Annotated in this window: 15 protein-coding genes and 1 pseudogene; 11 read left to right on the top strand and 5 right to left on the bottom strand. The window is 63.3% G+C overall.

Annotated elements, in window-relative coordinates; translation table 11 throughout:
• The 7 genes from sctS (at position 1) to M0D67_RS37510 (ending at position 3,599) form a co-directional block, all read left to right on the top strand.
• Positions 1-261, top strand: coding sequence for a type III secretion system export apparatus subunit SctS (sctS, locus tag M0D67_RS37540; RefSeq protein ID WP_073431576.1), 261 nt, complete (start codon positions 1-3; stop codon positions 259-261).
• A complete protein-coding gene (locus M0D67_RS37535) occupies positions 258-1,154 on the top strand; it encodes a hypothetical protein (protein WP_266242335.1) in 897 nt (298 codons plus the stop codon). Before sctS ends, M0D67_RS37535 begins: the two co-directional genes overlap by 4 nt.
• Positions 1,155-1,198: 44 nt before the next feature.
• A complete protein-coding gene (hrpD5, locus tag M0D67_RS37530; RefSeq protein WP_266242334.1) occupies positions 1,199-2,206 on the top strand; it encodes an HrpD5 family protein in 1,008 nt (335 codons plus the stop codon).
• A gap of 11 nt (positions 2,207-2,217) precedes the next feature.
• A complete protein-coding gene (locus tag M0D67_RS37525; protein WP_266242332.1) occupies positions 2,218-2,454 on the top strand; it encodes a hypothetical protein in 237 nt (78 codons plus the stop codon).
• A gap of 147 nt (positions 2,455-2,601) precedes the next feature.
• On the top strand, positions 2,602-2,757 hold the full coding sequence (locus tag M0D67_RS37520) for a hypothetical protein (protein ID WP_165848098.1): 156 nt from the start codon (positions 2,602-2,604) through the stop codon (positions 2,755-2,757).
• A gap of 137 nt (positions 2,758-2,894) precedes the next feature.
• Complete coding sequence (locus tag M0D67_RS37515; RefSeq protein WP_115776278.1) at positions 2,895-3,350, top strand: CesT family type III secretion system chaperone; 456 nt, start codon at positions 2,895-2,897, stop codon at positions 3,348-3,350.
• A gap of 24 nt (positions 3,351-3,374) precedes the next feature.
• Complete coding sequence (locus M0D67_RS37510; protein ID WP_115776277.1) at positions 3,375-3,599, top strand: hypothetical protein; 225 nt, start codon at positions 3,375-3,377, stop codon at positions 3,597-3,599.
• Between the two features lie 98 nt (positions 3,600-3,697).
• Here the strand turns inward: M0D67_RS37510 and M0D67_RS37505 are convergent, their stop codons facing one another.
• Positions 3,698-4,570, bottom strand: coding sequence for a response regulator transcription factor (locus tag M0D67_RS37505; RefSeq protein WP_266242321.1), 873 nt, complete (start codon positions 4,568-4,570; stop codon positions 3,698-3,700).
• 475 nt (positions 4,571-5,045) lie between these two features.
• Positions 5,046-5,360, bottom strand: coding sequence for a hypothetical protein (locus M0D67_RS37500; RefSeq protein WP_266242319.1), 315 nt, complete (start codon positions 5,358-5,360; stop codon positions 5,046-5,048).
• A 377-nt stretch (positions 5,361-5,737) separates the two neighbouring features.
• Here M0D67_RS37500 and M0D67_RS37495 point away from each other — a divergent pair, with 377 nt between their 5' ends.
• Together M0D67_RS37495 and M0D67_RS37490 are read left to right on the top strand one after the other, a co-directional pair.
• Complete coding sequence (locus tag M0D67_RS37495) at positions 5,738-6,232, top strand: lytic transglycosylase domain-containing protein (protein WP_266242316.1); 495 nt, start codon at positions 5,738-5,740, stop codon at positions 6,230-6,232.
• A gap of 254 nt (positions 6,233-6,486) precedes the next feature.
• Entirely contained in the window at positions 6,487-7,314 is an 828-nt protein-coding gene (locus M0D67_RS37490; RefSeq protein ID WP_266242313.1) for a spermidine synthase, read from the top strand.
• Here the strand turns inward: M0D67_RS37490 and M0D67_RS37485 are convergent.
• Positions 7,311-8,039, bottom strand: coding sequence for a response regulator transcription factor (locus M0D67_RS37485; protein ID WP_266242310.1), 729 nt, complete (start codon positions 8,037-8,039; stop codon positions 7,311-7,313). The genes M0D67_RS37490 and M0D67_RS37485 overlap by 4 nt on opposite strands.
• 581 nt (positions 8,040-8,620) lie before the next feature.
• Between M0D67_RS37485 and M0D67_RS37480 the strand changes: the two genes are divergently transcribed.
• Positions 8,621-9,340 carry a TorF family putative porin gene (locus M0D67_RS37480; RefSeq protein WP_266242307.1) on the top strand — a complete coding sequence of 240 codons (720 nt, stop codon included), beginning with the start codon at positions 8,621-8,623 and terminating at the stop codon, positions 9,338-9,340.
• Between the two features lie 66 nt (positions 9,341-9,406).
• Positions 9,407-10,801 (top strand): S8 family serine peptidase, encoded by a 1,395-nt coding sequence (locus M0D67_RS37475; RefSeq protein WP_266242304.1) that lies wholly within the window; start codon positions 9,407-9,409, stop codon positions 10,799-10,801.
• Here M0D67_RS37475 and M0D67_RS37470 read toward each other — a convergent pair.
• Positions 10,771-11,043: a hypothetical protein gene (locus M0D67_RS37470; RefSeq protein ID WP_266242301.1), complete on the bottom strand. Its 273-nt coding sequence runs from the start codon at positions 11,041-11,043 to the stop codon at positions 10,771-10,773. The genes M0D67_RS37475 and M0D67_RS37470 overlap by 31 nt on opposite strands.
• 136 nt (positions 11,044-11,179) lie before the next feature.
• A pseudogene (locus tag M0D67_RS37465) lies at positions 11,180-11,383 on the bottom strand (hypothetical protein); the annotation flags it as partial.

Here is an 11,383-nt window from a genome sequence, read left to right as displayed (position 1 = left end):
GTGGAATACGACGCGATCACTCATTTCACCACGCAGGCGCTCACCCTGTGCCTGCTCGTGTCGTTGCCGCCGGTGGCGGTGGCGGCCGTGACCGGCCTGCTCATCGCGTTCCTGCAAGCCGTCACGTCACTGCAGGATTCCAGCATTTCGCAGAGCGTGAAACTGGTGGTCGTCACGGTCGTCATCGTGATCGCCGCGCCATGGGGCGCGGCCGCGATCCAGAACTTCGCGCGCAACCTCGTGCAGGTGATGTTCACATGAGCATTCCACGCATAGGCGGCGGCTACACGCCGCCCGCCGATCTTTCTTCGGATGCCGAATCTGTCGCCCAGCAGCAGGCGGCGCTGGCCGTGCCGCATCACCGTCACGGGCATGCGCTGACGCGTGCCAAGCGCCCGTCGCTGAGGAAGCGCCGCAGCGCCGAGAGTCCGGACGCGAACGACCCCGCGGCCGAGAGCGAGGAACTGCTGATGATGCTCGACCAGCATCTGCGACGCAGTCAGACCGACGTGATGCGGGTCGATGCGCGCGAGCCGCGCGGCAATCAGCATGGCTTCGGTCAGGACGAGCATTCCGCCGGCGCGGAGCCGAACGGCAAACGGACAGATTCCGACGACACGCACGATCTGCCTGCGCGCGCGCTGCCGATGCGTTTTGCGCAGCGCACGGCGCGCGACGAGACGGCGCTGTTGAAGCACTCACGCGCGGTCAGTCAAGGACCAGCACGCTCGCCTGGCGATCAGGCCGAGGCCGCGCTGATTGGCGTGCAAACCGCGGCGCGCAAGCAGGAACCGTCCGTTGGGGGCAAAGCGCCCACGCGTGCCAGCCCAACGTATGCCGTCCTTGCGATCGTCCGCGAATTCCTGCAGATGCCGGATGGCGAGCGCACCTCGCGCACTACGCTCGCCCAGATACGCGACCGGCTCGTGTCGGCATCCACGCGCGCCGGACGCGATATGCAAAACAACCCACAAAGCAACATACAAAGCGGAGTGAGCGGGGCCGCTCAACGCCCGCTCTCCGCCGCGGAGGAATCGATGAATCTGCTGTTGCCCATCGCGCTGCTCAACCTCGGGCGCAGCCGCACCCGCGCGGGCCGCGCGATGGGCATGTCCGCGCTTGCTGCCCTGATCCGCCGCGGACGCGGATGGTGACGGCGGGCGCCATCCCGTCAATCACAATCGAAGAGGTTTCGTTCATGTCCAAAGAAATTCGCATACTGACCGGCTTCCATGCCGGCGCTCAAATAGAGTTGAGTACAACAACGATGTCGATCGGCGCCAAACCTGATGCGGACATCCTGATCAACGACTGGAGCGAGTGCACTATGCAGTTGGCAATCGATGCGCAAGACAACTTGACGATCGCTGTGCCCGGCGAAGCCGGCATCGCGATGGACGACTTCATGCCGCGACGTTTCGGTGAAGTCGTGCTGTGCGCGGGCCCTGCCGACACGCGCTGGCCGTCCGATTTGCAACTGATGGAGTCGATGCTGGCGGCGCAACCCGAAGGGCGCAAATACGACGGCGAAACGAGCGACGGCGTGTTTCCGGCCGGCCCGCCCTCCACACCGATCGTTATGCGTTCGCGCCGTTCGCCATGGGTGCATGCCGGCGTCGCCGCCTTGCTGATCGGTTCGATGGGCGCAGCCGCGGTGGTGTTGCCGGCCGGCAAGACGACGCTGGCCGCCGACCGGCCGCAAGCGCGCGCCACGCTCGCCGATGTGCAACAGGCGCTGGCGCAGCTGCATCAGCCGGATCTGGCCGTCGCGCGGCAGGGGGACGGGTTTCTCGTCACGGGCATCGCAGCGAACGCCGCCGAGGCCCGCAGAACGCGCGCCGCGCTTCAGGCATTGGCAGGTAATCGCCTGAACTGGAGCGTCCGGTCCGGTGACGAGATCGCCGGGTCGCTCGCGGAATCGCTGCATGAAGCCAACCTGCACGTGAGTTATGCCGGTACGGGCCGCCTCGAGGTAACCGGCAGCGCACGCCATCCCGGCGAAGTGCGCGAGGTGGTCGAACGGTTTCGCAGCGATATGCAGCCGCTCGTCGCGCGCATCGACGTGGAAGTGACGAGCACCGACGACCTGAATGTAGCCGGTGACATCGATTCGGCCTTGTCGGCGGACGGCGTGAAATACGTGGAATCGAGCGACGGCACGAAGAACTTCGTGGCCGAGCTGCCCAGCAATACCACCCTTCATTGAGGATGACCAGCATGTACGAAGCGATGACCGACAAACTGATCGACGTGCTCGACGACTTGCCGCAGGCAGTGGCGCAGACGCATCGTCACGGTGAAGTGCGGGAAGTGGCAGACGCACTCGACGCGATAGCCAACACCGTCGCCTCGCGTTCAACGGAGGCGGCAAGCACGGAAGCTCAGGCAGGACGTGTGGTTGTCGATGGATTTCGCGCCGCGGCGCAGTTGTGCCGCGGCGCAATCGAGCAGTAACACTTGCACCGCGACACACACATGAGGTGTGCCGCGATGCAGGCAAACCGTGCGCAATCCGCAAGGGCCGCACATTTTCCCAGCGTTCCGCATGAAGCGGGACACTTTAGCGCAGTACCACTGTTCAATTCTTTTAGGAGATTCAACATGTCGAGCAAGATCCCGACCGACGCAGGCGCAACTGGCAGCTCCATCGCCGACATCTACAAGGCAATGGCTGAAGAAAACGAAATCAACAAGGCCAACACGACCGCGAAGCTTGCGACGATGGGCCCGAAGGCCGCGAAGGATATCGTAGGCTAAGCGCTCCGGCGCGCCATCCGGCCGCGCATGGTGCGCCGGTTGGGAACCGTCCGCGGTTCCCAACCGGTTTTTTTTTGCTCTGCCGCGTGGGCCATCCACCTACAGACCTGTGTTCGTGAAGCGATTCGGCGATAGCGATGAGTATCGAAAGACGTGATGAACTGATCCGCGAGATTTGCGAACTGCGCGACATGCCTGCGCCGGATGCCGTGCTGGAGCGCGGTGTGCTGGAGATCGACGGCTTCGACGCGGCGATCGACCATTTCGAGGAAGACCCCGACGCGCTGTACATGACGTTCCAGTTCGGCATCGTCACGGCGGGGCGCACGTTGCGCGTGTTTCGCCTGTTGCTGGAGGCGAATCTCGCCGTCTATGCGCAGGACCAGGCGCAACTCGGCCTGGAGGCGGATACCGGCGCGATCGTCCTGATCGCGCGCGTGGCCTTGAGCGAGGAAATCACAGGGCAATGGATGCTCGAGCTGATCGAGCACTATGTCGAGCACGGCCGCTACTGGCGGGACAACATCTTCGTCGCTCGCGACGACATGTTCGAAAACCTCGCCCGTGGCGACTACGTATGGATCCGCGCATGAACCTTCTTTTCAATGGAGAATGAAATGACGCAAGTCAGCCATAGTCACAGCACGACCAGCAGTCCCTCGACCCACAAGACGGACGACAAGGACACGAAGAACAAGGACAAGAAAGACGACCAGGGAGGCAGCCCGGCCGATCTGGATGCGGCGATCCAGGCCTTCGGCACGCAGGTGATGATGCAGATCTTCCAGGATCAGCAGGAACGCCGGGCTGAGGCACGCGAGGAGGACGAGGACGCCGCCTGAGCGCGTGAGCGCGGGCCGTTCGCGTCATGCGTCGTGACGCGATGGCCCGCCAGCGCCGACTGCCTCGACGGGCGGGTCGCCGCGCAAGCGGAGGGCTGCTACGCCACCGTCACGACGAACTGCGCCGATGAATCGCAAGCGCGATCGGACAACGTACCGTCGCCACCGCGCCGCGTAGCGCCCTGCCCCAAACTCACCGGCAGCGTATCGAATCCCGCTCGCGCGTCGGCGTCGAAGCAGGACTGCGCCGCCTGAGCGACATCGAGCTTGTAGCCGAGCGCATACACGGTCTTGAGATTCAGCTCGGCGGTGCGCGATAGCTGCAGTTTCTTGCGCAGCTTATAGATGTGCTGCTCCAGCGTGCGCGCGGCGATCTGCTCCGTCGCACCCCAAACGCTAGCAGCGATTTGCGCGCGGCTAAGAAATTTTCCGGGGTTCGAAAAGAACATCCAGGCGATCGAGAACTCGCGCGCTGTCAGCGGAATCTCGACGCCGTCGATCGTCGCGAGACCGAGATCCCGCTGAAGCACGTAACGGCCGATCTGGATCTGATGCGTGACGGTATCGGAAAAGCGCCGCTGCAACGCCAGATGGACGCGAAAGCGGATCTGCTCGATGTCGAAGCGATTCACGACGTCGGTCGCCCCCGCGTCGATCCAGCGCAACAGTCCCGACCAGCTCGAATGGTGCGTCAGTACGATCACCGGCGTGCACACGTCGGCGTTGCAGTCGCGCCACGACAGCAACGCACTGGTTGGCGTCGGATCGGTCCTGGCGTCGATCAGCACCAGGTCATAACGGTTCGCACGCATTGCGCGCAGCAAATCGAGTTCACTCGGGAACGGCTCGATGACGACTCCTTCTCCGGTAAAGGTTTCAGAAACAGTCCGTCGAAGCAGCCGGTCGTCGGTTGCAATGGCAAATAACAGGTTATTGTTCACCGCGGTTCGCATCCCCAAAAAGGCATCCACGCTTCTCGATTCCTGCCGTCACCCGTCCAGCGGAGACGGCGGCGTTTCCCCAAGCACAACTTTTTGTCCCCTCGCCCGTCTGGTCGTCGTGGTTTTAGTCAATGGCTGTAGCGGCGTAATTCAAGACCCATTGCATTGCGCCATCAGCATTGATCGTATCGGGCGAGGTCTCTCTCTCCGTTAGTGCATCGGGAGCGCGCGGTGGATGCGTATTGCGTGGATATTTTCATGCGACGAGCCAGAATCCAGTTCGCGAGGCAAAGCATCTTCCGGCAACTCTCGTGAATTGCGCGCCATTCAACGCCATACAGTCGTGAACCAGCTTGCGCGGCGTCATGCGAAAAAATCACGGCCTATAGAGCGACTGGAAGCATCGTGTCGCGTTTGCAACAGTTGCCTTACGACACGCGAGCCACGAATCCACAATGACGGCTGCGCAATGATGGATTCCGCTGCTGATGCGCGGACACGCTTACTATTCTGGATTGCCAATCGAGTCCGTCCTGGAGACGCCGCTGTCCACAAGCAAATGGCGCCGCGTGAGCCAATCGATGTTGTGCCGGCCCGGCTCGCCTGCCGCACGTGCTTGCGGATTCGCGGCGCGTGGCGGCATGGATGTCTTCCCGCCTGCTGCCGCGGCATTTGCCGGACGCTGCGGCAGCAATAGCGCACCGGGCGCGGTCAGGCTGCGCGCAACCGGCCTCGGACTGACGCCTGCCGTCGGCGGCGTGGCCGTGTCCGCGCTGGAACGAGTTGCGGGGAAGAAACGCGAAAGACGGTTGATCGTCATAAGCCCTCGCAATGGAGCGTCGTCTGTTTAAGCGGCGTAGTACGGCCCCGCCGCGTGGCCGCGCGCTGACGGCGACGGTTCGGCGGAGGCGCTCGATGCCGTATTGGACGATTCGCAAGGCACCGCGTCGCAAGCGCCTTGCGAAAAGCTGAACCCTTGCGCGAATGAACGTCACGCGCGGCCTTCATCATCGCTCCTCGCCAACGTCCTTCCTGGCGGCGCAAATACTGGGACATACGTCGGGCCCGCGCGTCCTCGCGCAACATGGTTCGCACGCGACCTCATGTTTTCGCGCCGTCGCTTCGAAATCCAGATGGAGGGCGATCACAATCGCGCCGTTCACTGGTACGCACCGGCACGCATTCGAGGAGACCGTCATGCACCACGCCTTCCGTCATCGTCCGCCGCTTACGCGCCGCGCGCTGGTCGCAATCGCCGTCGACCTTGCGCTCGCGCTCGCCGCGCAGCCCGCATGGGCCGACTGCTTCGACGACGCAGGGGCGTACCAGCGCGTCAATCCAATGGTGCTGCGGGCGATCGCATGGCAGGAGTCGCATAACCGGCCCAACGCGACGCATCTGAACGCAAACGGCTCGCTCGACTACGGCGTCATGCAGATCAACTCCATTCACCTGCGCGACCTGGCGCGCTACCACATCGATCGCGATGCGCTGATGCAGCCGTGCAAGAACGTGTATATCGCGGCCTGGCATTTGCGCGGCAAGATGGACAAATACGGCAACACCTGGGCCGCGATTGGGGCCTACCATTCGGAGACCCCTGCCGAGCGGGACCTATACGCGCGCCACATCGCCGCGATCCTCGCGAGCTGGCATCAACTGCGGCAGCCGGAGCATGTCGCTCAAAAATGATTCCCCCGAACCGGCCGGCGCCGCAGGGCGACTAGCCGAAAAACGCAAGGTGGTGTTAGAAAACGAAAGCGATATCGATCCGCCTGGCGACGAACCGAATAGGTATGTTCCCCCCCCAGCTCGTGGCAGCGCAACCGGTGTAGAAAACGTTCGCCTAACGCCCCCTCGTTTCGGTGCCATGTCAACGCGCCCGATCGTGCTGCTTATGATGAACACCCAAGCAGTGCGCCCCTGACATTTCTATCGCGAACGACATGCTCAAACACGACAACCTGCAAGATGTTGACGCCAGTCACGAAGGACGCTGGCCGCCGCTCACTTTTTCGAAGCGGGACGGGCTGCTGTACATGCACAACGGCGACGAGTGGGATTCGACGTTCGGGTGTATGGTGCTCGATCATCCAACGTTTCTCTGGATGGAGTATGCGCAAAAGATGATGTCGTGGATGCTCTTCGCCGAACGCTTCTATGAAAAGCCGCGCCTCATCGTGCAACTGGGACTGGGCGCCGGAGCGTTGACCCGCTTCTGTCACGCCCGCTTTCCGCTCGCGCGTGTCGAAGTCGTCGACATCAACCCCGCGGTCATCGACGCGTGCCGCGAGATGTTCTGCATGCCGCCCGAGGGCGAGCGCCTCGGTCTCATCGAAGCGGACGCGATGGACTATGTCAGCGCGCAAGAGCACCGGGCATCGATCGACATCTTGCAGGTGGACCTTTATCTAAGCGAACACGATGGGCCGGTGGGGCAAGGCAGCGCATTCTACCGGGCCTGTTTCGACAGCCTCGCGACGGACGGCATGATGACGATCAACATCTTCGGCCCGGACCTGGCGGCGGTGACGCGGCAGAACCTGCAATGGCTGTCCGAGCTATTCGATGCGGTTCTGCGGTTGCCGTGCGAGGACAACAACATTCTCATCTGCTTCAAGCGTGCGCCGGTGATCGATATGCAGCAACTGAAAGTGAAAGCGGCCGCGCTCGAGTCGCTTACTGGAATCCCCGCGTCTTCATGGGTGTTTTTCCGTCGCGACGGCGAAGCGCTGGATCGCGAGAAGGCCCTGGAACTCGAGGCAGTGGTCTAGGCGAATTGCTCAACGCGCGCCAGCGCGTTGCCTGCTTCGCCAATCGACGCAACGCTGTCCAGCTTGTAGCCGAGCGCATAAACGGTTTTCAGATTCAGGCCGTTTCCGGGCGACAAACGCAGCTTCTTGCGCAGCTTGTAGATGTGTTGCTCGATGGAGCGCGCGGCCACGTCCTCGCATGAGCCCCACACGCCGCCAGCGATCTGCGCGCGGGTCACGAACTTGCCTGGATTCGAAAAGAACAGCCACGCCATCGTGAATTCGCGCGGCGTGAGCGGAATCTCGACGCCGTCGAGGGTCAGCACGCCGAGATCTCTTCTCAACACATAGCCGCCCAGCGTGACGGTGTCCGCACCCGCCCGATGATTTTCACGCTGAAGCACAACATGCGCGCGCAGACGCACCTGTTCCAGATCGAAGCGATACGCCACGTCCGTGGCGCCCGCGTTGATCCACCCGAGCATGGCGGTCCAGTCCGGAAACGGCGTGAGAACGATCGCGGGCGTGCACGCAGCCGCGTTGCAATGGCGCCACGACAGCAACGAATCGAGCAGCAATGATCCGTTCTTCGCGTCGATCAACACGAGGTCGTACGTGGAGGCGCGCATTGCACGCACGAGCGGCAACTCGCCGTCAAACGATTCGACGGCAATCGAATCACCGGCAAGACAGCCGGCCAGATCGCGGGTCAATATGGGGTCCTCGGTCACTAGAGCGAATCGCATGTCTTCTCCTGGTCGGCCTGATGTCAATGAATCGTTCATACGGACGGGTTGGATCGTTCTCGGTCCCGGTTCCGGTAAGTGCCTCCGGGAGCGAAACCGGATGCGCTGCCGCGCCGGCGGTCCGGCGTCTTGCCCACGCGCCCCGTCGCGTGGCGGGCATGCGCATATCGCTGAACCCTCGCAGCCACGGCGCATCGCGGCGCACGCGTCGGCACACCCTTACAAAGCGGTCAGGATGCACTGACACGAGAATCCGTGCATCCTGACCAGGCTTCTATTGCTCGCGTCGGCGTGGTTGCGGCGCTCGTATCGCGCATCGTGGCTTGCCGACAAATTTCTTCGGTCGTTCGCAACTTTGCTCACGGTCGACGTCACTTACGGGCATATTTCCAATTTCACTCCGGCAGATCGCGAGCAAATTTGTCCGGTCACGTTTATCGGTTAGGATTGGCACGATCCTGGCAGCGGCGCGGCGCCGCGCCGGGTCGTTCAGATGGCTTGACCACGGTCACAGTCCCCGATCTACCGGAACGTGAACGAACAATATGGAGTTGCAGCGTCCTTCGTCCCCGCGTTGCCGCGTGGCAGCCTGCTTGCCCGGCATGCTTCGATGCTGCACTGCGCTCGTCACGCTTGCAGTTTTATCCGCACCCGCCACTGCCACAAGCGACGACTGGCAGTTCGAGGCGGGCATCACCACCAACAAGGTCACCCGCGGCATGGACATCGGAAACGGGCAGCCGTCGGTCAGTGCGGGGGCCAACTGGTATCCGGGCAACGGCTTCTTTGCGGGCGCGTCCGTGGCGTCACTCCGGTCCGCTCGCAGCCCGACCAACGGTGCGGAAGTCGTCGCCAACGGTGGATACGGTTGGCGATTGGCCGGCGACTGGAGCGCCCAGGCCATGCTTTCGCACTACCAGTTCCTACAGGGATCGCAGTCCTCGCGCCTCAACTACGACGAACTGGTGCTAACCGCCGGCTGGCGCGACTCTGTGTTCGCCTCGGTCGCGCTCTCGCCGGACACCGGCTTTGGGCCGACGCCGATTTCGCGCGCTGTTTCATATGACCTGGTGGGTCGCCTGCCGCTCGTGCACGGGTGGACCGCGACGGCCGGCATCGGCTACTACGATCTGCACTCGGTGATCGACCTTGGGTACGTCTACGGCAACGTCGGGCTGACTTATCAGTTTCGCGCGTGGCAATTTGACGTGTCGTACATCGCGACGAACAATGAAGCCAAGACGAAGCTTGGGCCGGGCGCGAGCAATCGCTGGATCGCCGATGTCATCTGGCATTTCTGAGCGGCGGCGTAACTTTTCACCCGGCAACGCGCACCTACGGCTATTTACATCATGAATCGAGTTGCCATGACGCCCAAGGACCGCTATGTCCCGCATTTTCCGTTCGGCGCGGGTTCGGCAGTGAACCGCGGCGTCAGTGGCACATGGGCCGCCATGGTGCGGCGCGCGTGCCTTTGCTGGCTGTCCCTGTGCGCCGCCTTCGCGGTGTCCGCGTGCGCGCTCGTGCCCGCGACGCCCGACCCCGCTGTCGCGACGCAACAGATGAAAGCGCGTCCAGAGCGAATGATCGTGCTGGCTGTCGCCAATCCTCCGGAAACGCTCATGCTGCGAGCCGGCTCGACTGCCGCCGGCTACGGCGCTGCTGGCGGCTATTCGCCGGGCGGCAGCGCGCGGGCTCAGGTCGCCGCGCTCGCGCGGCAATACGGCTTGCACGAGGTGTCGGCGTGGCCGATCCCGTCGCTGAAGGTGCATTGCGCGATGCTGGAAATCGCCGACGGCGCGCGGCGCGATGAAGTGCTCGCGCGGCTCGCTGCCGATCCTCGCGTGCGTCTCGCGCAGCCGTTACAGACCTTCGATCTGCTCGGCGAGGCGCCGCATGGCAGCGGCTATACCGACTTGCAGCAGGGTTTTCGTGAGATCGGCGCGGACGCCGCGCAAAAGGTCACACGCGGCGATTCGGTGCGCGTCGCGGTGATCGACACCGGCGTCGACACCACCCACCCCGATCTGCACGGCCGCATTGCCGGGACCCGCAATTTCGTCGACGAGGACTGGCAGCAATTCAATCGCGATCAGCACGGCACCGCGGTCGCGGGCGTCATCGCGGCGGATCGCGCCGGCGGCCCGGACGGCAGCGCCGGCATCGAAGGCGTCGCGCCGCACGCGAAAGTGATCGCGGTCAAGGCCTGCTGGCAAGCGGACAATCGCAGCGGGACTTCGCGGTGCAATTCGTTCACACTCGCCGAAGCGATCCAGTCGGCGCTCGAGGCGCACGCACAGATCATCAATCTGAGTCTGGGCGGGCCGGCGGACCCGCTGCTGAGTCAACTGATCGAACTGTCGGTGAAAAAAGGTGTGATCGTGGTCGGGGCCGTGCTGCCGGACGGCGACCTCAAGGCGTTTCCGGTCGGCGTGAGGGGCGTGATCGCCGTCGATTCGGCTCACGCTGCGGGCAGCGCGCCAGCCGATGCAGGCTCGAACGTGCTGTATGCGCCGGGCCGTGACATCCTGACGCTCACGCCGGGCGGACATTACGACTTCGTGTCGGGCTCGTCGTTCGCGGCGGCGAACGTGACAGGCACCATTGCGTTGCTGCTCGGGTTGCAGCCGAATCTCGACGCACATTCGATCGAGGTGCTGCTCGACCAGACAAGCGGCCCGAGCCGGCAGCATAGCCGCGTCATCAATGCGTGCCGCGCGGTAGATGCGCTTCACCATCCCTGCGTCGAGGTGGCCCGTTGAACGGGACCGCCGCAATGCCGCGATGACTCCCCCTCGCGCAGGCGCTCTTCACGCAAACGTTCTGAGCGCAGCTGTTCCTCCCTGTGACGTTCGGCGCGCACATCGTCGTCGTGGGTGCTGAATTGCAGCAAGCTCGCGCGGTCGTCAGCCGTTGCACAAGGTTGCGAAAACGCATTCGCAGATGCGAGCAGCAGTGCGCAGGCAACGCCTGCGGTCAGGTTGAATGAACGCGGCAGCAACATTCCGAATCCCCCTCGCGGTTGAAAAAAGCCATCCATCCTACTGATGGCCCGTCCGAGCCGCGCCCATAGCGAACCGGGTTGGCGCGAGACGAACCGCTTTTTCACCACACGAAATCAATCTGCCACGCTGTCCCGGTCAAAGCGCCTCGACGAGATCCTTGCGCCGCGTCTGGCAATACGCCGAGCACGCAAGCTGCGCCGCATTCGCGGCAGCGTGAATCATCGGGCTCGCGTTCACCGGCTTGCAAATCGACACGATGATCGGCGGGGGCACGGGTTTAAGCGCAATACTGTTCACTTGATAACCACTTTGGGCGCTATTCGCTGATTCAGCGGCTCC

Source organism: Paraburkholderia sp. SECH4, from assembly GCF_030511745.1.
GTDB classification, from domain to species: Bacteria; Pseudomonadota; Gammaproteobacteria; order Burkholderiales; family Burkholderiaceae; genus Paraburkholderia; species Paraburkholderia madseniana.
Note: the sequence above shows the minus strand (reverse complement) of the source record. Positions and strands in the feature narration are given on the sequence as shown.

Excerpts from the sequence above, each read along its gene's own strand:
- M0D67_RS37475 (WP_266242304.1), top strand. The coding sequence starts at position 9,407 with ATGACGCCCAAGGACCGCTATGTCCCGCATTTTCCGTTCGGCGCGGGT.
- M0D67_RS37495 (WP_266242316.1), top strand. The coding sequence starts at position 5,738 with ATGCACCACGCCTTCCGTCATCGTCCGCCGCTTACGCGCCGCGCGCTG.
- M0D67_RS37470 (WP_266242301.1), bottom strand. The coding sequence starts at position 11,043 with ATGTTGCTGCCGCGTTCATTCAACCTGACCGCAGGCGTTGCCTGCGCA.
- M0D67_RS37510 (WP_115776277.1), top strand. The coding sequence starts at position 3,375 with ATGACGCAAGTCAGCCATAGTCACAGCACGACCAGCAGTCCCTCGACC.
- M0D67_RS37485 (WP_266242310.1), bottom strand. The coding sequence starts at position 8,039 with ATGCGATTCGCTCTAGTGACCGAGGACCCCATATTGACCCGCGATCTG.
- M0D67_RS37500 (WP_266242319.1), bottom strand. The coding sequence starts at position 5,360 with ATGACGATCAACCGTCTTTCGCGTTTCTTCCCCGCAACTCGTTCCAGC.
- M0D67_RS37520 (WP_165848098.1), top strand. The coding sequence starts at position 2,602 with ATGTCGAGCAAGATCCCGACCGACGCAGGCGCAACTGGCAGCTCCATC.
- M0D67_RS37490 (WP_266242313.1), top strand. The coding sequence starts at position 6,487 with ATGCTCAAACACGACAACCTGCAAGATGTTGACGCCAGTCACGAAGGA.
- M0D67_RS37525 (WP_266242332.1), top strand. The coding sequence starts at position 2,218 with ATGTACGAAGCGATGACCGACAAACTGATCGACGTGCTCGACGACTTG.
- M0D67_RS37535 (WP_266242335.1), top strand. The coding sequence starts at position 258 with ATGAGCATTCCACGCATAGGCGGCGGCTACACGCCGCCCGCCGATCTT.
- hrpD5 (WP_266242334.1), top strand. The coding sequence starts at position 1,199 with ATGTCCAAAGAAATTCGCATACTGACCGGCTTCCATGCCGGCGCTCAA.
- M0D67_RS37515 (WP_115776278.1), top strand. The coding sequence starts at position 2,895 with ATGAGTATCGAAAGACGTGATGAACTGATCCGCGAGATTTGCGAACTG.